The sequence below is a fragment of the Vibrio sp. St2 genome (assembly GCF_947311885.1).
GTDB classification, from domain to species: domain Bacteria; phylum Pseudomonadota; class Gammaproteobacteria; order Enterobacterales; family Vibrionaceae; genus Vibrio; species Vibrio coralliilyticus.
Genome location: NZ_CAMZNA010000022.1, coordinates 1 through 20,106, shown reverse-complemented (window position 1 = coordinate 20,106; position 20,106 = coordinate 1). Strand labels below are relative to the sequence as shown.

14 protein-coding genes and 4 tRNA genes are annotated in these 20,106 nt (G+C 47.1%); 10 read left to right on the top strand and 8 right to left on the bottom strand.

What is annotated here, in order from left to right; translation table 11 throughout:
- The first annotated feature begins 75 nt into the window (after positions 1-75).
- A complete protein-coding gene (gene rpoC / locus QMA41_RS25315) occupies positions 76-4,281 on the top strand; it encodes a DNA-directed RNA polymerase subunit beta' (RefSeq protein WP_006957111.1) in 4,206 nt (1,401 codons plus the stop codon).
- 192 nt (positions 4,282-4,473) lie between these two features.
- Here rpoC and QMA41_RS25310 read toward each other — a convergent pair whose 3' ends face one another.
- Positions 4,474-4,968 (bottom strand): Rsd/AlgQ family anti-sigma factor, encoded by a 495-nt coding sequence (locus QMA41_RS25310; protein WP_006957110.1) that lies wholly within the window; start codon positions 4,966-4,968, stop codon positions 4,474-4,476.
- Between the two features lie 179 nt (positions 4,969-5,147).
- On the opposite strand from QMA41_RS25310, the gene nudC reads away from it, so the two are divergent.
- The 4 genes from nudC to QMA41_RS25290 all read left to right on the top strand — a co-directional run bounded on the left by nudC (position 5,148) and on the right by QMA41_RS25290 (position 9,031).
- Complete coding sequence (nudC, locus tag QMA41_RS25305; protein ID WP_172851822.1) at positions 5,148-5,924, top strand: NAD(+) diphosphatase; 777 nt, start codon at positions 5,148-5,150, stop codon at positions 5,922-5,924.
- A 266-nt stretch (positions 5,925-6,190) separates the two neighbouring features.
- Positions 6,191-7,258 carry a uroporphyrinogen decarboxylase gene (gene hemE, locus QMA41_RS25300; protein ID WP_005476295.1) on the top strand — a complete coding sequence of 356 codons (1,068 nt, stop codon included), beginning with the start codon at positions 6,191-6,193 and terminating at the stop codon, positions 7,256-7,258.
- A 105-nt stretch (positions 7,259-7,363) separates the two neighbouring features.
- The gene (locus tag QMA41_RS25295) at positions 7,364-7,999 is read left to right on the top strand and encodes a TetR/AcrR family transcriptional regulator (RefSeq protein WP_006957107.1); all 636 of its coding nucleotides are present in this window, start codon (positions 7,364-7,366) and stop codon (positions 7,997-7,999) included.
- 75 nt (positions 8,000-8,074) lie between these two features.
- Positions 8,075-9,031, top strand: a complete 957-nt coding sequence (locus QMA41_RS25290; protein ID WP_281630903.1) for a DHH family phosphoesterase — start codon at positions 8,075-8,077, stop codon at positions 9,029-9,031.
- A gap of 21 nt (positions 9,032-9,052) precedes the next feature.
- Here the strand turns inward: QMA41_RS25290 and QMA41_RS25285 are convergent, their stop codons facing one another.
- The 7 genes from QMA41_RS25285 to rsgA all read right to left on the bottom strand — a co-directional run bounded on the left by QMA41_RS25285 (position 9,053) and on the right by rsgA (position 18,883).
- Positions 9,053-10,207, bottom strand: a complete 1,155-nt coding sequence (locus QMA41_RS25285; RefSeq protein WP_281630902.1) for a peptidoglycan DD-metalloendopeptidase family protein — start codon at positions 10,205-10,207, stop codon at positions 9,053-9,055.
- A 146-nt stretch (positions 10,208-10,353) separates the two neighbouring features.
- Entirely contained in the window at positions 10,354-11,886 is a 1,533-nt protein-coding gene (gene gpmM, locus QMA41_RS25280; protein ID WP_281630901.1) for a 2,3-bisphosphoglycerate-independent phosphoglycerate mutase, read from the bottom strand.
- Positions 11,887-12,123: 237 nt separating this feature from the next.
- Positions 12,124-13,011, bottom strand: a complete 888-nt coding sequence (locus QMA41_RS25275; RefSeq protein WP_038164444.1) for a DMT family transporter — start codon at positions 13,009-13,011, stop codon at positions 12,124-12,126.
- 71 nt (positions 13,012-13,082) lie between these two features.
- Positions 13,083-14,963, bottom strand: a complete 1,881-nt coding sequence (locus tag QMA41_RS25270; protein WP_281630900.1) for a methyl-accepting chemotaxis protein — start codon at positions 14,961-14,963, stop codon at positions 13,083-13,085.
- 265 nt (positions 14,964-15,228) lie between these two features.
- Positions 15,229-16,644, bottom strand: coding sequence for an SLC13 family permease (locus QMA41_RS25265; protein WP_281630899.1), 1,416 nt, complete (start codon positions 16,642-16,644; stop codon positions 15,229-15,231).
- Between the two features lie 157 nt (positions 16,645-16,801).
- Positions 16,802-17,716 carry an archaetidylserine decarboxylase gene (asd, locus tag QMA41_RS25260; protein WP_281630898.1) on the bottom strand — a complete coding sequence of 305 codons (915 nt, stop codon included), beginning with the start codon at positions 17,714-17,716 and terminating at the stop codon, positions 16,802-16,804.
- A 111-nt stretch (positions 17,717-17,827) separates the two neighbouring features.
- The gene (gene rsgA / locus QMA41_RS25255) at positions 17,828-18,883 is read right to left on the bottom strand and encodes a small ribosomal subunit biogenesis GTPase RsgA (protein ID WP_006957099.1); all 1,056 of its coding nucleotides are present in this window, start codon (positions 18,881-18,883) and stop codon (positions 17,828-17,830) included.
- A 109-nt stretch (positions 18,884-18,992) separates the two neighbouring features.
- On the opposite strand from rsgA, the gene orn reads away from it, so the two are divergent.
- The 5 genes from orn (at position 18,993) to QMA41_RS25230 (ending at position 20,106) form a co-directional block, all read left to right on the top strand.
- Complete coding sequence (gene orn / locus QMA41_RS25250) at positions 18,993-19,538, top strand: oligoribonuclease (protein ID WP_038164436.1); 546 nt, start codon at positions 18,993-18,995, stop codon at positions 19,536-19,538.
- Positions 19,539-19,717: 179 nt separating this feature from the next.
- A tRNA-Gly gene (locus QMA41_RS25245) sits at positions 19,718-19,793 on the top strand.
- Positions 19,794-19,835: 42 nt separating this feature from the next.
- Positions 19,836-19,912 (top strand) — tRNA-Met (locus QMA41_RS25240).
- A gap of 3 nt (positions 19,913-19,915) precedes the next feature.
- Positions 19,916-19,991: transfer RNA gene (locus QMA41_RS25235), tRNA-Gly, on the top strand.
- Between the two features lie 42 nt (positions 19,992-20,033).
- Positions 20,034-20,106, top strand: a tRNA-Met gene (locus QMA41_RS25230).

Sequence of the window (20,106 nt, the reverse complement as noted above, 5' to 3'; positions counted from 1 at the left end):
TCCCCACGGGGTTATTTGGTTGAAGGTGCTCACTTTTGCGGGTGAGCTCCTTTTAACTCCTTACAGGAGCTGATTGTGAAAGACTTATTAAACTTTCTAAAAGCACAGCATAAGACCGAAGAGTTTGATGCAATCAAAATCGGTCTATCTTCACCAGACATGATCCGTTCATGGTCTTTCGGTGAAGTTAAAAAACCTGAAACGATCAACTATCGTACGTTCAAACCTGAGCGTGATGGTCTGTTCTGTGCGCGTATCTTTGGTCCAGTAAAAGACTACGAATGTCTTTGTGGCAAATATAAGCGTCTGAAACACCGTGGTGTTATCTGTGAGAAGTGTGGCGTTGAAGTTACACAAACTAAAGTTCGTCGTGACCGTATGGGCCACATCGAGCTTGCTTCACCAGTTGCTCACATCTGGTTCCTAAAATCACTGCCGTCTCGTATCGGTCTACTAATGGATATCCCTCTACGTGATATCGAGCGTGTTCTTTACTTCGAAATGTACGTAGTAACCGAACCGGGTATGACTGATCTAGAAAAATCTCAGATGCTGACTGAAGAAGAGTATCTGGATCGTCTAGAAGAATGGGGTGATGAATTCACGGCTAAGATGGGCGCGGAAGCGATCAAAGACCTACTTGCGTCTATGGATCTGCCTGCTGAAATCGAAGAAATGCGTGAAGAGCTTCAGTCTACTAACTCAGAGACTAAGCGTAAGAAGATCACTAAGCGTCTGAAGCTAGTTGAAGCGTTCGTTCAATCTGGTAACAACCCAGAGTGGATGATCCTAACTGTGCTTCCGGTACTTCCGCCAGATCTACGTCCTCTAGTACCACTAGATGGCGGTCGCTTCGCGACTTCTGATCTGAACGACCTATACCGTCGCGTAATCAACCGTAACAACCGTTTGAAGCGTCTACTAGAGCTTGCTGCTCCGGACATCATCGTACGCAACGAAAAGCGTATGCTGCAAGAGTCTGTTGATGCCCTTCTAGATAACGGTCGTCGCGGTCGTGCGATCACAGGTTCGAACAAGCGTCCTCTGAAATCTCTTGCTGATATGATCAAGGGTAAACAAGGTCGTTTCCGTCAGAACCTTCTAGGTAAGCGTGTAGACTACTCTGGCCGTTCTGTAATCACAGTAGGTCCATACCTTCGTCTGCACCAGTGTGGTCTTCCTAAGAAGATGGCACTTGAGCTATTCAAACCATTTATCTACAGCAAGCTTGAGACTCGTGGCCTAGCAACGACAATCAAAGCCGCTAAGAAGATGGTAGAGCGCGAAGAAGCTGTTGTTTGGGATATCCTAGACGAAGTTATCCGCGAACACCCAGTACTATTGAACCGTGCACCTACACTTCACCGTCTAGGTATCCAGGCGTTCGAACCAGTACTTATCGAAGGTAAAGCGATTCAGCTACACCCACTTGTGTGTGCGGCGTACAACGCGGACTTCGATGGTGACCAAATGGCGGTTCACGTGCCTCTAACTCTAGAAGCACAGCTTGAAGCTCGTACTCTGATGATGTCAACAAACAACATTCTGTCGCCAGCGTCAGGTGATCCGATCATCGTACCTTCTCAGGACGTTGTATTGGGTCTTTACTACATGACTCGTGACAAGATTAACGTGAAAGGCGAAGGTATGTACCTTGCTAGCCCAGCAGAAGCTGAGAAAGCATACCGTACTAAGTCTGCAGAGCTACACGCTCGCGTTAAAGTTCGTATCACTGAGACGGTAAAAGATGAAGATGGCAACAGCACAACAGAGACTAAGCTAGTTGATACAACTATCGGTCGTGCAATGCTATGGCAAATCGTGCCATCTGGTCTTCCGTACAGCATCGTTAACCAGAAGCTAGGTAAGAAGCAAATCTCTCACCTACTTAACGAGGCGTACCGTAAGCTAGGTCTGAAAGATACGGTTATCTTCGCTGACCAAATCATGTACACAGGTTTTGCTTACGCAGCACTTTCTGGTGTATCGGTTGGTATCGACGACATGGTTGTGCCAGATGCGAAATACACTGAGATCGAAGAAGCGGAAGCAGAAGTTCGCGAAATTCAAGAACAGTACCAATCTGGTCTTGTAACTGCGGGTGAGCGCTACAACAAAGTGATCGATATTTGGGCTTCGACCAACGATCGCGTAGCGAAGTTGATGATGGAAAACCTTTCATCTGAAACAGTAGTGAACCGAGAAGGTGAAGACGAGCAACAAGAATCGTTCAACAGCATCTACATGATGGCTGACTCGGGCGCTCGTGGTTCTGCTGCTCAGATTCGTCAGCTTGCAGGTATGCGTGGTCTGATGGCACGTCCAGATGGTTCAATCATCGAAACGCCGATCACTGCGAACTTTAAAGAAGGTCTAAACGTACTTCAGTACTTTATCTCAACGCACGGTGCTCGTAAGGGTCTTGCGGATACGGCACTGAAAACAGCGAACTCGGGTTACCTAACTCGTCGTCTAGTAGACGTTGCTCAAGACGTTGTTGTACACGAGCATGACTGTGGCACGCACGAAGGTATCGACATGATGCCTCACATCGAAGGTGGTGACGTTAAAGTTGCACTTTCTGAGCTTGCTCTAGGTCGTGTTGTTGCAGAAGACGTTCTGAAGCCAGGTACTGACGAAGTACTGATCCCACGTAATACTCTGATTGATGAGAAGTGGTGTCAGATCATGGAAGATAACTCAGTAGATAGCATGAAAGTGCGCTCTGTAGTTACCTGTGATGCAGACTTCGGTTGTTGTGCACAGTGTTACGGTCGTGACCTAGCACGTGGTCACCTAGTGAACCAAGGTGAAGCAGTCGGCGTTATCGCTGCTCAGTCTATCGGTGAGCCGGGTACACAGCTTACGATGCGTACGTTCCACATCGGTGGTGCGGCATCTACTGCAGCAGCAGAGAACAGCATCCAAGCGAAGACAACTGGTACGGTTAAGCTACACAACGCTAAGTTCGTAATGAACAAAGATAAGAAGCTTGTAATCACGTCTCGTGCTTCTGAGCTGACTATCATCGACGAATTCGGTCGTACAAAAGAGAAACACAAACTACCTTACGGTTCCCTACTAAGCAAAGGCGACAACGATGCGGTTGAAGCTGGCGAAACAGTAGCGAACTGGGAAGCGCACACTATGCCAATCATCACTGAAGTGGCAGGTCGCATCCAGTTTGTGGACATGATCGATGGCGTAACAGTTTCTCGTCAAACAGATGATCTAACAGGTCTATCTTCAAGCGAAGTAACTGAAGCAGCCGCTCGCCCAGCAGCAGGTAAAGATATGCGTCCAGCTATCAAACTTGTTGATGCTGCGGGTAATGACGTAATGATCCCTGGTACTGAAATGCCAGCTCACTACTTCCTACCTGGTAAAGCGATTGTAAACATCGAAGACGGCGCAGAAGTAGGTGTGGGTGATACGCTATCTCGTATCCCTCAGAAATCTGGCGGTAACAAAGATATCACCGGTGGTCTACCACGCGTAGCTGACCTATTCGAAGCTCGTAAGCCGAAAGAGCCTGCGATTCTTGCTGAGCACACAGGTACTGTGAGCTTCGGTAAAGAAACGAAAGGTAAACGTCGTCTAGTAATCACTCGTGACGGCGGCGACGCTTACGAAGAGATGATTCCTAAGCATCGTCAGCTTAACGTATTCGAAGGCGAGAAAGTTGAACGTGGTGACGTGATCGCAGATGGTCCAGAGTCTCCACATGACATTCTACGTCTACGTGGTATCCACGCTGTGACTCAGTACATCGCGAACGAAGTTCAAGAAGTATACCGTCTACAGGGCGTTAAGATTAACGATAAGCACATTGAGACTATCGTTCGTCAGATGCTACGTAAGTGTACAATCACTCACGCTGGTGACTCTACAGAGTTCCTAGTTGGTGAACAGGTTGAATACGCGAACGTTAAGATTGCTAACCGTCAGCTAGAAGCTGAAGGCAAAGAGCTTGTTCGTTTCGAGCGTGAGCTACTTGGTATTACTAAGGCATCTCTAGCAACTGAATCGTTCATCTCTGCGGCATCGTTCCAGGAGACAACTCGCGTACTAACAGAAGCAGCTGTTTCTGGTAAACGTGATGAGCTACGTGGTCTGAAAGAAAACGTAATTGTTGGTCGTCTAATTCCAGCAGGTACAGGTTTCGCTTACCACCAAGATCGCCAAGCTAAGCGCACTGAAGAACAAGAAGGTCCTTCAGCTGAGCAAGCAACTGACAATCTTGCAGCATTGCTAAACGCAGGTTTCTCTGCTGACGAGTAATCGTTATTCAAGAAATGATAAAAGGCACCTTAGGGTGCCTTTTTTGTTTTTGGAGAGAGGAGGGAACGAACTGCGTCCTATGGGAAGCTGGAACGGGCTTTGGCCTGCGAGAGTGCCCTTATCCCGCATCCACAACGAAACGTTACTAAGCAAAAAGGGCTGACTTTACGCCAACCCTCACTAATCTCTTTTTTAAGCGCCTGGCGGTATCGCTAGACTATCGGCAATAAGCTGGATCAGATTATCTTCAACTTCAAATCGCACTTCGAGTAGTTCGCCAACTTTTGACATATCTACTTCGAAATCAGGAAGCTCATCGTCTGCACTAACGCTGACGTACTTGTCATTAAACTCAAGTAAAGGCTCGGTGGTTAACACGATTTTTGCGTAGGTGGTGTCAATCTCGTTATTGGTTTTAAAGCCTGTAGCCTGCCACTTTTCCATCACCATATCGTAAATTTTGAAATGGCCTTCGGAAATATAATCAACGACGTGATTGCAAAAAGAGCTGATTTGTTTCGGGGAAGGGAGTTCAACTACGTTAGCGTGCCCATTCGCTGGCTGAAGAGAGCCTAACTGGCAATATTCGACAATAAGTGACTGGCGAGTTTCTAACCAATGATCGATGACTTCACTTGAGCCACCCCACTGTTCTTGTGTTTGTTTGAATTTATTCAGCATGACCATGCCCTCATGATCGGATCACAGTTCCGGTGATCATTACGCTTTGCTTTGCAAAGCCATTCTAGAGATACAACCTCTTGTCCTTACTAGAATTTATAGCCAGAAAATTGTTCCACTACAAACTCTGGTATGAAATTAGATTGCCAGTAAAATGAATGAACTGCAAGCGAAGAGGAAGGGTAATGTTAAAGAACAGTGACACGAACCGTACGAGCAATGCTTATTGGTGTGTTGTATCAGGCAGTGAGGCTTGGCTGGTGGACCATGCATTACCTTGTGGTGCGGCGAAGGCGTTTAATTTGCCTGAAGAAAATGCGATAAAGATTGGAAATTACAAGGGCTTGCCAGTCATGTGGCTCAATGCTCAGGAGCTAGAGCAAGAACTACCACTGACGTCGTTGAGAGATTGTTTAGATCTACCCGAGCCATTGTTTCTGCTGATTAGCAAAGCCGTGCAGTATGGTCATATGACGCAAACACTGCGCTTTTGTCCGATATGTGGTGGCCGAAACCATCTCAATCACAACCAAATCGCCATGCAGTGTGGTGACTGTCGAACGTTACACTATCCGCGTATTTTTCCGTGCATCATTGTTGCCGTGCGCAACGGCGACCAAATTCTTCTAGCGCAGCATCCAAGACACCGTAATGGTATGTACACCGTGATTGCAGGCTTTGTTGAGGTTGGGGAAACACTTGAACAGTGTGTGGCTCGAGAGGTGAAAGAAGAGACCGGTATCGATGTGGCAAACATTCGTTATTTTGGCAGCCAGCCTTGGGCGTTCCCGTCCAGCCTGATGATGGGATTTCTGGCGGACTATCAAGGTGGAGAGTTGAAGCCGGATTACAGTGAATTGAGTGACGCGCAGTGGTTTAGCGCGGACGACTTACCGCCGGTGGCACCAGAAGGAACCATCGCGCGATCCTTGATTCAACAAACTCTGGATGAGATGGATTAATTCACTGATTTATAGACAAAAAAAACCCTCCGATAGGGAGGGGGTAAGTAAGATGTCGTTATGAGATGCTGAGTAGCGAGTACTCAGGTTATAATTGTTGTTTTCGCTAGCAAACAAATTTTTAACACTCTTGATGATTGGGTGCAAATTAAGCACTGATTTAAAAGTTAATAACTTGATCTAGGTTGCAAAGCACACAGCTTTTGCATGGAAAACAGTGTTAGAATAGCGCCCCTAAATAGAAGCCGAATAGTTGGAAAGACGGAATGACTGAATTAAAAAATGATCGTTATCTGCGTGCGCTTTTAAAGCAGCCTGTGGATTACACGCCAGTATGGATGATGCGTCAGGCAGGACGATACTTACCTGAATATAAAGCGACCCGTGCTGAAGCGGGCGATTTCATGTCTTTGTGTAAGAACGCAGAACTGGCGTCAGAAGTCACGCTGCAGCCACTGCGCCGTTTTCCACTTGATGCTGCCATTTTGTTCTCTGACATCCTAACCATCCCAGATGCAATGGGGTTAGAACTCCGCTTTGCTGCGGGTGAAGGCCCGGTATTTGATAAGCCGATTACCTGCAAAGCGGATGTTGAGAAAATTGGTATTCCTGACCCAGAAGGTGAACTGAAGTACGTAATGAATGCAGTGCGTCAGATCCGTAAAGATTTGAACGGTGATGTACCACTGATTGGTTTCTCTGGTAGCCCATGGACTTTGGCAACTTACATGGTTGAAGGTGGCAGCTCAAAAGCCTTCACTAAGATCAAGAAGATGATGTACGCAGAACCACAGACGCTGCATCTGCTACTGGATAAACTCGCAGACAGCGTTATTGAGTACCTAAACGCACAAATCAAAGCGGGTGCTCAATCAGTAATGGTCTTTGATACTTGGGGCGGTGTCTTAACGCCACGCGATTACAACCTGTTCTCGCTACAGTACATGCATAAAATCGTCGATGGCTTGATTCGTGAGAACGATGGCCGCCGTGTTCCCGTCACTCTGTTCACTAAGAACGGTGGTATGTGGTTAGAGCAAATCGCAGCAACAGGCTGTGATGCGGTAGGTCTGGACTGGACGATCAACATCCAAGATGCTGTTAAGCGTGTGGGTGATAAAGTGGCGCTGCAAGGCAATATGGATCCATCGATGCTTTACGCTTCACCAGAACGTATCCGTGAAGAGGTTGCGACCATCCTAGAAGGCTTTGGTGACGCAGGTACAGGCCATGTATTTAACCTTGGCCATGGTATTCACCTAGATGTACCGCCTGAAAATGCCGGTGTGTTTGTTGAAGCGGTTCATGAGTTATCCAAGCCGTACCACAAATAACTAAGAAACCGATGAAAGCGCCTGGTCTAATCAGGCGCTTTTTTGTTATTGGTTAATATACTCAGTTATACTGATAATATTAATGGAAGAGGGTACGGAAAACGAATGAAGACACGCGACAAAATAGTGCTTGCCGCATTGGATCTCTTTAATGAACACGGTGAGCGTAATATCACCACTAACCATATTGCAGCACATATAGACATTAGTCCGGGCAACCTTTACTACCACTTCCGCAACAAACAAGAAATCGTTCGTGAAATTTTTGCGCTTTATTCCAATGAGCTGCTGGAGCGATTTTCGCCAATTCATGGTCAACAAGAAAGCCTAGTGCTGCTCAAGCATTATCTAGACTCTATCTTCAATCTGATGTGGAAGTACCGATTTTTCTACGCCAACTTGCCAGAAATTCTCCAGCGTGATGATCAATTGCATGATGATTACATTCAGGTACAGGAAAAGCTGCAAACCAATCTGATCAATATCATGCGTGCCTTTGTTGAGCTGGAACTGTTGAAAGTGGAAGAGCATGAGATGAAATCTCTGGTAACCACTTTGCATCTGATTGCTTCCAGCTGGTTGGGTTACCGCGCGGCCATGTCGCCAAAAACTCAGATCACGGAGCAGGTGATTCATCAAGGAATGCTGCAGATGATCGCGGTGGTGAAGCCTAAAGCCACCATACAAGGTCTTGAACAATTACAGTTGTTGGAAGATGGCGTTAAAGCAATTCATGCTTAACCATAACCAAATGCGATTGTTGAAATAAGGCTAACCCCTTAAAGTATCTAAAGATATTTTAAGGGGTTTTTGTTTATGCACTACGATGTGTTCAATGGTGATGCGGATGGCATTATCGCGCTTCTTCAGCTGCGTCTGGCTGAGCCCAAAACGTCAACTCTGATCACCGGCGTGAAACGCGACATTAAACTGCTCGATTCCCTTAATTGCCAGGCGAGTGATTCCGTCACTGTACTGGATATCTCGATGGAGAAAAATAAGGCGAGTTTAGAAACGATTCTTGCTGCCGGTGCTCAGGTATTCTATGCCGACCATCACAAGTCCGGTGATATTCCACAGTCCACCAACCTCGATGCTCACATTAATTTAGAGGCCAATACCTGTACCGCCTTGATTGTGGATGAGTTGCTGCAAGGTCGTTTTCACTTATGGGCGATAACTGCTGCATACGGTGATAACTTGATTGCAAAAGCGGATGAGCTGGCTGGCAGAGCTGGCCTCACCGATGAACAGAAAGAGCAGTTGAAAGAGCTGGGGACATTAGTTAACTACAATGGCTATGGGGCCGAGCTGGCGGATCTGCATTTTGACCCTGCTCAGTTGTTTAAGCACCTTTTGGCTTATGATGATCCTTTTGCTGTTATTGCGGATCAACGCTCTCCTTATCATACTCTCAAATCAGCGTATCAAAGTGATATGGATAAGGCGCTCGCAGTTCAAGCTTCTCATCAAAGTGATGTGTTGGGTGTGTTTGAGCTGCCTAACCAGGCTTCTTCGAGACGTATCAGTGGCGTTTACGGCAACTGGCTGGCGAATCAAACTCCAGATCGTGCGCATGCTGTACTTTCCGAGAATGCGGATGGGAGCTATACCGTTTCCTTACGTGCGCCGCTGAATAATAAGCAAGGAGCGGGAGATGTATGTGCTCATTTTGCGACGGGTGGCGGTCGTGCAGCAGCGGCGGGAATCAACGCCTTAGCTAAAGAGCAGATTGACACGTTTATTCAAGCAGTTGAGGCCTACTACGCCTAGTCTTGCGAGAGCAAATGGCGGTTATCTTGTCAGCCAACCCTTAGGGTTTTGAGTTTTACTGTTGCGGCGGATTTCAAAGTAAAGTGACGCTTGTGGCTGACCACCTGTGTCACCGGCCAATGCGATGGTTTCGCCAGCGGACACTTTATCACCTTCTTTCTTTAGCAAGCTTTGGTTAAAGCCATACAAGGTCATGTCGCCTTTTCCGTGGTCGAGTAGAATCACCAGACCATATCCTCTGAGGTAGTCTGAAAATACGACAGTACCAGAGTAGACGGCTTTCACTGACTGACCGTAATTGGCGTCAATCACCATTCCTTTCCAGTTTATCTGACCCGTTTGGCGCGAGCCGTAGTTGTGGAGAATCTTGCCTTTAAGCGGCCACGGTAATCGACCTTTACGCTTTGCTAAACCGTCCATAGGAACAGCATTGAGTTTGGCTGCTTTCGCGGCTTTAGCCGCTTTGGCAATTTCAGCTTTTAAGCGTGTTTCATTGCGCTGCAGCTCTGACAGGTAAACTTTATCACTGGTGATGTTCTTTTTGATGTTACTGACGGTGCCTTTTCGCTTGGACTGCTCTTTCGTCAATTGCTGGCGCTTTTGATTCTGCTGCGCGATCAGTTTAGTAATTTGCTGCTTCTCTAGCTTTAGTTGTGTTTCACTTTCCGCAAGTTGATTGACGGTTGTTTCCAACTCTTCAATCGTGAGTGCTCGTTGTTTGGCTAAGTGCTGGAAATATTGGCTGATTCTGTCTTCTTCGACGCCTTGGTTAAGAATACTTGCAGAAGACTTGGCACGTTGGGTGACATAGTAGGTCTGTAACAGCTCAGCAAGTTTTTCGCTTTGCTTCTGTCTTTGTGCTTTTAGTGAAGCAATTTTTTTCTCTAACGAAGCAATACTGGCGTTGGTTTTACTCAACGACGATTTGGCTTCTTTGATTTCTTTCTCAAGACGTACGATACCCAGTTCCTGCTTTTTGAGAGACTGTTGTAGGGAGTCGAGTTTTTTCTGTTGCGATGTTAACGCTTGTCTTTGACGTGAAATTTCGCTGCTGACGCCTTTTAATTCTGAAGGCGATGAAGACCAACTAGGGAAAGCCAGTGTCGAGGCAACAATCAATACGAAAGCAGAGAGCTTTGGAAAAGCTGTTAGTCGTCCTTGTCGTCGTGTTGCCATGTGAAAAGTCTGTCCTAAGTCTTTGAGAGAAAGTCAGTATACCCAAACACATTCCTTTGAAGAAAGAGTAATGTCAAAACTTGTTGGTAGAGAAATAAAAAAGCCCGAGCGTGAGCCCGGGCTTTCGAGATTTGAAGTTTGGCGACTTACTTAACTAGCACTTCACCAGACATTTCTGCAGGGATTTCTAGACCGGCTAGAGAAAGCATGGTTGGTGCAAGGTCAGACAGTTTACCGCCTTCTTTAAACTCAACCGCTTTGTCACCGACGTAGATTAGCGGCACTGGTAGGTTAGTGTGAGCAGTGTGGATGCCGCCCGTTTCTGGGTCGATCATCATTTCAGCGTTACCGTGGTCTGCGGTGATCAGTAGCTGACCGCCCACTTCTTTGATGGCTTCAACCACTTTACCCACACTCTCGTCCAGTGCTTCGATCGCTTTTTCAGCTGCTTCGTAAACACCAGTGTGGCCAACCATATCTGCGTTCGGGTAGTTACAGATGATGGTGTCGAATTTGCCAGACTTGATCGCCGCTACCATTTTTTCAGTTAGCTCTGGAGAGCTCATCTCTGGTTGCATGTCGTAAGTTGCGACTTTTGGAGAAGCAACAAGCTGACGCTCTTCGCCTTCGAATTCGTTCTCTACGCCACCGTTGAAGAAGAACGTCACGTGTGCGTATTTCTCTGTTTCAGAGATACGTAGCTGAGTTTGGCCTTGCTTAGATAGCCATTCACCGTATGTGTTTTCTAGAGATGCTGGTGGGAAGGCAATCGCTAGCGGGATATCAGCTGCGTACTGAGTCAGCATCACGAAGTTGATTGCTGGGAATACAGCGCGCTCGAAGCCGTCAAATGCAGGTACGAATGCACGAGTGATTTGACGTGCACGGTCTGCACGGTAGTTCATGAAGATAACCGCATCGCCATCTTGCATGATAGCGTCTTCTTGGCCTTCTGCCTTGATTGCTGTTGCTTTAACGAACTCGTCGTTTTCGTCACGAGCATAAGCCGCTTCCAGACCGGCAACTGCCGTTTCTGCTGTGAACTCAGCTTTAGCTTGAGTTAGAAGATCGTAAGCAACTTGAACGCGATCCCAGTTGTTGTCACGGTCCATTGCGTAGTAACGACCAACGAGAGAAGCGACGCGACCTTTACCAAGTTTCGCAAATAGGTTTTGGAAACGTTGTAGTGAGTTTTCAGCACTGCGTGGTGGTGTGTCACGGCCGTCTAGGAAGCAGTGTAGGTAGATTTTCTCAGCGCCGCGAGCTGCTGCCATTTCAACGGCTGCGTAGATGTGATCTTCGTGAGAGTGAACGCCACCTGGAGACATCAGACCCATTAGGTGAACCGCTTTGCCAGCTTTTACTGCTGAGTCAATGGCTTCTACTAATGCAGGCGTGTCTGCAAATTCACCATCGGCGATAGATTTAGTGATACGAGTCAGATCTTGATAGACCACTCGGCCAGCGCCGATGTTGGTATGACCGACTTCAGAGTTACCCATCTGACCGTCAGGAAGACCAACGTCTAGGCCAGAAGCTGAGATCAGTGTGTTTGGGTTATTGGCAAGCAGACCGTCGATAACTGGCGTTTTTGCGTTCGCGATTGCGTTGCTTGCAGTATCTTCACGGTGACCGTAACCGTCAAGAATGACTAGAGCCAAAGGCTTCTTAGCTGACATAGTGATGTCCTCGTCAAATTTCAAAGTAACTTAGAAAACAAATTAGCGTAATTTTACTACACTTTTTAACCAAAACTGTAGGATAAGATCAAATATTGTTAGTGAAATATCGTTGTTATCTTTCACCTTATTCCTAGCGTGGTGCTCGATTCTGGCCCGTTTTCCTGTCTTGTTAATATTATTTTCACTCATTATGGGCAAACATAAAGTGGATTATAACTATCGTTCTAATAGCCGCTAGCTGACTAATAACCCCGTGCCAACAACGGCTAGAATAGCGCCAAACCAGGCGAATCGATTCGGGCGTTTCTTGGTGTAAATCCAAAGTATCGGCAGCAGCATGATAGGGGTAGTAGAAGAAAGTAGGGCAACCATGCCGACATTGCCTTCTTGTAGTGCATAAAGGATAAGTGTCATGCCCACAGCCATCGCGAGGAAGCCGTTAACCGCCGTGATAGCAAACAGGCGCAAATTCATTGGTAGCGTTGCTTTCGCGAGTTTCGCGCCACTAAGGAAAAAGACACAGTGAGCTGCAAAGGCCGTCATCATCCGCATAGCGGAAGCCGCGACAGGATCAATAGCCGTCTGCATCACCGGTTTTGCGATAATGCCGCCGAGTGCTTGGCACAGCGCAGCAACTAACCCCAGACCAATCCCCAACCAGATATTGCCTTTTATGGATTCTAAGTGATTGTTACTTTGCCCTTTGCGACCAAAAAAGATAGCGGTTAGTACGCCGGAAAACACCAGAGCGGAACCGATAAGTTCGATACTCGTCATGGTTTCGCTAAACAGGAAGTAGCCGAGTATGGCGGAAAATACCGCATGGCAGGAAAACAGCAAGCCAGCTTGGCGCGGGCCCATGCGATTCAAACAAGCGAACAGTGCGGTGTCACCGATAAAAATACCAATCAGTCCTGACAACGCCATGGCTGAGATAGCGCTTGTTTCAACGGTCGCCCAGCCTCCGGTGAAACCCGCCATTGAGGCGAGAATGACAGAAGTACAGCCCATTCTCCAGCGGCTGTACGCAAAGGTCCCAAGGTGTTGAGCAGGGCCAACAGAAAGCAGGCTGGCAACTGCCCAGAGAAAAGCGGCAGCCAGTGCCAGCCATTCGAATCCCATAAGTTGTTCGTCCTGTGAACAAAGAAATCAATAGGCTGACAATATGCATTAAATGGTTTTAGAAACAAAGTCTAAACTTTAAAACGTTCCACTTCAGTTCGGACGGTATTGGCAGAGTTAAACATGTTGGTCGCACTTTCGCTGCTGCGCATAGCCTGCTCTGAGAGAATATCGGACGCGTCCTTAATCCCCTGAGTATTGCGGCTAATGTCTTCACTAACGGCACGTTGTTCTTCTGCGGCGCTGGCAATTTGTAGTGCCATGTCATTGATTTCTGTTATCGCAGAAGTGATGGTGTTGAGGCTTTCATACGCTTGCTGAGCGTAATCAACACTGGTACCCGCTAGGGCTGTGCTGCTCTCCATGCTGTTGACGGCCAGTTTGGTATTGTTTTGCAACGTCTCAATCATGTTGCGAATTTCTTCGGTCGAACCATGTGTACGTTGGCTCAATACTCTGACTTCGTCCGCTACGACGGCAAAGCCACGGCCTTGCTCACCAGCTCGCGCGGCTTCGATTGCAGCGTTGAGTGCCAGCAAATTGGTCTGTTCGGCGATTTCTCTAATGGTGGAGAGGATTTGATTGATGCTCTGTGTATTACTTTCCAGCTCGGAAATAATGCCGGATGCCGCCGAAACTTGATCGGCCAGTTCCACAATAGCCTGACGGTTTTTCTCAATGACCTGTTGACCATCTTCACAAGCAGAAGCGGAGCCTTGAGAAGCGTTAGCAGTCAGTTCCGCATGGCTGGCCACCTCCGCTGCGGTGGCGGACATCTCGTGGATAGCGGTTGCGATTTGATTGACGTCGTTTTGCTGTGTTTCCACCTGCTGTGACGATTGTTGCGACAGTTGATTGGCCTGTTCAGCCTGAACGGCTAGTTCTTGGCTGTGATGAATAATGCCACTGAGCATGGATTGCATCTGACTCAGGAACTGGTTGACGTGCTGAGCCAATTCGCCAATCTCATCCATACGACGAATTTCGATTCGTTGAGTTAAGTCACCCTCGCCTTGAGACAGTTGTGACAGTGCGGCTGAGAGCGTTTGCAGTGGCTTGAGTAACCGAGTGATAACGTAGGTGCTGATGGATGCGATCAGAATGTAAAGGAAGATTGAAGCAATCGCAGTGAATTGAATCTGCTCGGTCACTGACGCAAACGCCATATCCTTATCTACGACGATGCCGAGCGACCAATCGGTATGAGGAACATTAGCAACAAATATCAGTTTATCGCCCTGCTCAGGCCAGCTGACGGTGGAAATAAAAGAGGTGTTGACCAACTGCTGGACTTTATCCGCTGACAGTAGTGGGTTGAGTTCGGTCAACGGTTGCTGGCTCAGCTTTTCATCTTGATAAGCAACGATGTTGTTATTGCCATCGACCAAGAATGAGAAGCCATCGTTGTCCAAACTCACATTAAGGACTTCTTCGATGATACTGGTGACGGTTAAATCGGCGGCGAGAACACCATTCTTGCTTCCACTGAAGGCTTTAGCAAAGCTGACAACGATGCTGCCATCAAAGTCCTGATAGGGTTCGGTGACAATCAATCCATTGGTTGCCATAGCATCTTTATACCAAGGGCGGGTGCGAGGATCGTAATTGGCTGGCCAGTCTTCAGTTTTGTCTCCATAAGCGATAGAACCGTCCTCAAAGCCAGCATAAACCGATAGGAATCCACCGGCTCGCTTAGTTATTAGCATCTCTCTATCGGCATTGTCCGAGTTGAGAATGCTGGTTTCATTCGCCAGCATCATGTCGCTGCGGATGGCGAGCCAGTCGCTGATATAGCGAGAAGTCGCGTGACTGACGTTTGTCATTTCACTATTCAGTGCAGAAGTAGTTTCTTGTTTTAATTGACTGACGGATATCCAAGCTTGGACACCGGAGACAATCGCAATAATGATCGCGATAGCGATCTGGATCTTTAGCTTGATTGTGTTTCTCATTGCCTTTCCTTAATACTGAGACAACCTATCGAAAATCAGAGTGTGTTGGTATGAATTAGTGATTACACCCTGTTAGTGCGAAAATTCACGTAGGAACTGCTGAAATAGCTATGAATGTTGGTTTAACAGGCTGATGTTATAGAAGTTATTAAAATATAGATTTGATCTATATGGATATTCAGAGAGTGGAATATCAATGAAGTGGTACCTTTTTACCGAATTGTGACTTCTTGCCCATTAATAGAGCAAGAAGTCCAAGGTCACTCTAAGTCAGTAATAAGGCGGCAATATATACGATGATTAAACCAATAACACCAATGATCACGCCTGTTTTAGCCATGTCTTTACTCTCAATAAGTCCCGTCGAATAAGCCAGAGAATTTGGTGGGGTAGAGACAGGTAGAATCATACCGAGTGAGGCTGAGAAGGCGACGACGACCAGCAATCCTTGCAATCCCCCCATGGAAGAGAGGCTTTCCATTGAAGCGCCAATAGCGGCTGCAATCGGCATCAAAAGGTTAGCTGTCGCAGTATTGGACATAAAGTTGGCCATTAACCAGCATACAATCGACATGGTAATCACTACAGCTACAGGTGAAAGGGCTTCATAATCGATCGCGTGTGCGAGCGCGGCTGCCAATCCGGTTTTATCCAAGCCAATGCCGATCGCGATACCTCCAGCAACCAGCCACAACACATCCCAGTTGATCTGTTTAAGTTCGGCTTTACCCATAATGCCCGTTAGGGTGAAGACCGCGAGTGGAATTATCGAGACCACATAAGTGTTCATCCCGTGCACTTTTGTGGTCATCCATAACAAGATAGTGGCGGCGAATGTGGCGTACACCACCATGGCGCGCCAGTTGCGTTGAAATTGTCCGTCAAGTTTGAGCGTCATGGTTTTCTGAGAGGAAGGGAAGAGTTTTTGTAGCAAAAACCAAGCGATCGTCAGCTGAATAATGACAAAGGGGAGGCCCATCATCATCCAGCTTAGAAAGTCGATGCTGTTTTCACCTGTTAGATATTGCAGAGCTATCGCGTTAGGTGGCGTACCGATAGGGGTTGCGATACCCCCAGTATTGGCTGCAATTGGGATACATAAAACGAGTGCTTTGATGCCGATGTCACCTTTGGGAGCTGAAGCGACGATCGGGCCAAGTAGCGCGAGCATCATTACAGTAGTGGCGGTGTTGGACATGAACATTGAGAACACGGCGGTGATCAGCATCAATCCAAGCATGATGAATTTAGGCTGGTGGCCAAAAGGTCGCAGCAAGACTCGTGCGAGGTTGTTGTCCAGCTCATATTTTGACGCGGCGATGGCTAAGGCAAACCCACCCATGAACAGGATGATAATAGGTGAGGAAAACGCACTGAAGATATCGGTGTATTGCATGAGTTCGCCGAGATCGTGCCCTGCTGGTGGTGTACGGAACAAGTGTAGACCTTTGTCGGAAATCATGATCAGCTCAAGTGCAATGATCAGAATTGAGGTGGCAAAGACAGGCACAGGTTCTAGCACCCATAACAGAGCAGCAAGCAGAAATATCGCCAGCAGGCGATGCTGTATTAAGGTTAGATCTGCGATGGGTATGGCATCAATCGGCATCATCAATACCGCGACGGGTAAGCCAAAGCAAATCAGTAATTTGATCACTATCGTTTGATCAATTTTAGGCATAAGGGTTTAACCTCAAAGCGAAACTCTGCGGCTAAGAATAAAGAATAACCAAATTAAGGTCTTAGATTGAGATGGAAGTTTTTGAATGCAATAAAGAAATGTTGCGTAAGGTTTGTTTCTAGTCAAAAAAAGCCCCGAAAAATCGGGGCTGTTGAGGCTATTCTTGCTCTTGCTCTTGCTCTTGCTCTTGCTCTTGCTCTTGCTCTTGCTCTGGAGCGGTAAGGTGAGCGTAGGGTGTCCCCATCACAGTTGTGTGGCCGTTAGCCATAGAGTCATCAAACTTGATTGCATCTTTAGCAAATAGGTTGATCACCGTTGAGCCAAGCTTAAATCGACCCATCTCTTCACCTTTTTTGAGGATGACCGCTTTGTCGCCTTTGCTTGGGTAATCCCATTTGTAGACAGTATTGCCACGCGGTGGAGTGATGGTGCCTGCCCAGATTTGTTCTATGCTACCGACTATGGTCGCGCCGACTAACACTTGAGCCATAGAGCCAAATTCAGTATCGAAAATACACACCACGCGCTCATTACGCGCGAACAGGTTTGGTACATTTTCTGCGGTCAAAGGATTTACCGAGAACAGGTCACCCGGCACATAGATCATCTGACGAAGTGTACCGTCACAAGGCATGTGCACTCGGTGGTAATCACGTGGTGAAAGGTAAAGTGTTGCAAATTCGCCATCGGCAAATTCAGCCGCAAGGTCAGCGTCACCACCTAATAATTCTTGAGCCGTAAAATCATGGCCTTTTGCCTGAATGAGTTTGCCATCCTGAATAGGGCCAAACTGGCTGACACAAGCATCTGCTGGATGAGTAATGATGCTTTCCCCTTCAGTGATTGGGCGCGCACCGTCTTTCAGCTCACGGACAAAAAACTCATTGAAGGTTTTGAAATGCTTAGGATCAGAGTGCTTGGCCTCGTCCATATTGACGTTGTACTGCTTGATGAACCAGCGAATAACAGCAGTGGTTAGGCTGCCCGCTTTTGCGGATGCCAATTTACCGACCAAACGGGTCAAACCGTGTTGAGGGATCCAGTACTGCAGTCCAACTTTAATCTTATCCATTGTCATAAATTCCAATGCTAACTGTATGTTTGCTTACTTTTGGGCGCGAGATACTACTTAAATTTGTCGGTAAAGTCAGTATCAAGCGCTGATGATTTGTGCAAGAAGCCGTTACAGATCGGCTTTTTTGTTGCGTGAGTACTGACGGTTGGCTTTGACTTCGGCCATGCTTTCAAGGATGCGATGGTAGTTTTCAAAGCGAACTTCACTGATTTCACCATTTTCTACTGCTTCACGTAATACGCATCCTGGGTCATCGTTGTGTTTACAATCCCGGAACTTACAGCTGCCAAGGTAGCTGCGGAACTCAACGAATGCTTTGGTGACTTCTTCAGCTTCCAAATGCCACAAACCAAACTCACGTACTCCAGGAGAGTCAATCAGGTCACCGCCCGTTGGGATGTGATAAAGTCGGGAAGCGGTGGTAGTGTGCTGACCTAAACCAGAGTTTTCTGATACCTCGCCTTCTTCAACGTTAAACTCAGGCATTAATGCATTTACCAGGCTCGATTTACCGACGCCAGACTGACCCACAAAAATGTTAGTTCGATCTTTGAGTTCGGCTTCCAGTGCTGCAATACCTTCTCCAGTCTGTTTACTGACTAGCAGCACTTTGTAACCGATACGCTCGTACTCACTCAGCCATTCCTGATATAGGTTGCGTTGCTCTTCTTCAAGTAAGTCAATTTTGTTTAGCACCAGAAGAGGGGCAATATTGAGTGTCTCAGAGGCGACTAAGTAGCGGTCAATAATGTTGAGTGATAATTCTGGCAGTACAGAAGATACGATGACCATTTGATCGACGTTTGCTGCCACTGGTTTCAGACCATCATAGTAGTCAGGGCGGGTCAGCACCGAGCTGCGTGGTTCTACGGCTTCAACAACACCGTTTATGCCTTCCATTGATTCCAGACCAGCACGCCAGATCACCTTATCACCGGAGACCAAGGTCTCGATACCACGGCGCAAATTGCAACGGTGGATTTCACCGCTTTCTGCATCTTCAATGTCGGCATGTTGACCAAAACGAGTAATCACCAGACCTTTTTGAGTCGCGCCCAGCATGGATTCTTCCCATTGAACGGAATCCTCTTTTGCCAGTTTACGTTTCTGGTTACTTCTAACTCGTCTCACTTGACCTTTGGTTAGCTTTTTCTTCTTTGCCACAATTGTCTACTTAACTTTAATCATCTTGATGGATCCTAGGATAGCTACCCTGAGGATCAGAATTTGGGTATAGTACCTCTTTTAGCATAAAACCAATAGGCAACGATTTATGTCCTTTAGCGATCAAAATTTAATTTGGATTGATCTCGAGATGACAGGTTTAGACCCAGAAACCCATAAAGTCATCGAAATCGCCACTATCGTCACGGATAGTGAGTTGAATATTTTAGCTGAAGGACCGGTACTTGCCATCCACCAACCAGAAGAAGAGCTGGCTAAAATGGATGAGTGGTGTACGACTACTCATACGGGCAGCGGCTTAGTGGATCGCGTTCGCGCCAGTAAAGTAACGGAACAGGACGCAGTTCGTCAGACTATTAAGTTCCTGGAACAGTGGTTACCAAAGGGTGTGTCGCCAATATGCGGTAACAGTGTGGGTCAAGATCGTCGCTTCCTATACAAACATATGCCTGAACTGGAAACGTACTTCCATTACCGCTATATCGACGTCAGTACACTTAAAGAGCTGACCCGTCGTTGGAAACCAGAAGTATTAGACGGCTTTTCTAAGACAGGTAGTCACTTGGCGTTGGATGATATCCGTGAGTCAATTGCTGAGCTAAAGTACTACCGCCAAACAATTTTTAACATCTAAAAAATACGGCTTTCTATTAAGAGTAATGATGGAAAAGCCTCGCTTAGATGGAAAAAACTTCTATTCTGTGTGCTTTTTCATCAAACAGAAAAAAAACACCTTTTTTTTGCAGGAAGGACTTGCATCACAAAAAAATGCTCTTATAATTCGCAGCCCTAAACGACGGAAACGTTGTTAAAGCGACACTAGCTCAGTTGGTAGAGCGCAACCTTGCCAAGGTTGAGGTCACGAGTTCGAACCTCGTGTGTCGCTCCAAATTTAAAGCTGTCATCGTGCTTAACGGTGAGACAATACGGACGCGGGGTGGAGCAGCTTGGTAGCTCGTCGGGCTCATAACCCGAAGGTCGTCGGTTCAAATCCGGCCCCCGCAACCAAATGCGACACTAGCTCAGTTGGTAGAGCGCAACCTTGCCAAGGTTGAGGTCACGAGTTCGAACCTCGTGTGTCGCTCCAAATTTAAAGCTGTCATCGTGCTTAACGGTGATACAATACGGACGCGGGGTGGAGCAGCTTGGTAGCTCGTCGGGCTCATAACCCGAAGGTCGTCGGTTCAAATCCGGCCCCCGCA

What these genes read in the sequence shown, in the direction of transcription:
- nudC (WP_172851822.1), top strand. Translation starts at nt 5,148, where the DNA reads ATGTTAAAGAACAGTGACACGAACCGTACGAGCAATGCTTATTGGTGT.
- hemE (WP_005476295.1), top strand. Translation starts at nt 6,191, where the DNA reads ATGACTGAATTAAAAAATGATCGTTATCTGCGTGCGCTTTTAAAGCAG.
- gpmM (WP_281630901.1), bottom strand. Translation starts at nt 11,886, where the DNA reads ATGTCAGCTAAGAAGCCTTTGGCTCTAGTCATTCTTGACGGTTACGGT.
- QMA41_RS25295 (WP_006957107.1), top strand. Translation starts at nt 7,364, where the DNA reads ATGAAGACACGCGACAAAATAGTGCTTGCCGCATTGGATCTCTTTAAT.
- QMA41_RS25275 (WP_038164444.1), bottom strand. Translation starts at nt 13,011, where the DNA reads ATGGGATTCGAATGGCTGGCACTGGCTGCCGCTTTTCTCTGGGCAGTT.
- orn (WP_038164436.1), top strand. Translation starts at nt 18,993, where the DNA reads ATGTCCTTTAGCGATCAAAATTTAATTTGGATTGATCTCGAGATGACA.
- QMA41_RS25265 (WP_281630899.1), bottom strand. Translation starts at nt 16,644, where the DNA reads ATGCCTAAAATTGATCAAACGATAGTGATCAAATTACTGATTTGCTTT.
- QMA41_RS25270 (WP_281630900.1), bottom strand. Translation starts at nt 14,963, where the DNA reads ATGAGAAACACAATCAAGCTAAAGATCCAGATCGCTATCGCGATCATT.
- QMA41_RS25310 (WP_006957110.1), bottom strand. Translation starts at nt 4,968, where the DNA reads ATGGTCATGCTGAATAAATTCAAACAAACACAAGAACAGTGGGGTGGC.
- QMA41_RS25285 (WP_281630902.1), bottom strand. Translation starts at nt 10,207, where the DNA reads ATGGCAACACGACGACAAGGACGACTAACAGCTTTTCCAAAGCTCTCT.
- QMA41_RS25290 (WP_281630903.1), top strand. Translation starts at nt 8,075, where the DNA reads ATGCACTACGATGTGTTCAATGGTGATGCGGATGGCATTATCGCGCTT.
- asd (WP_281630898.1), bottom strand. Translation starts at nt 17,716, where the DNA reads ATGGATAAGATTAAAGTTGGACTGCAGTACTGGATCCCTCAACACGGT.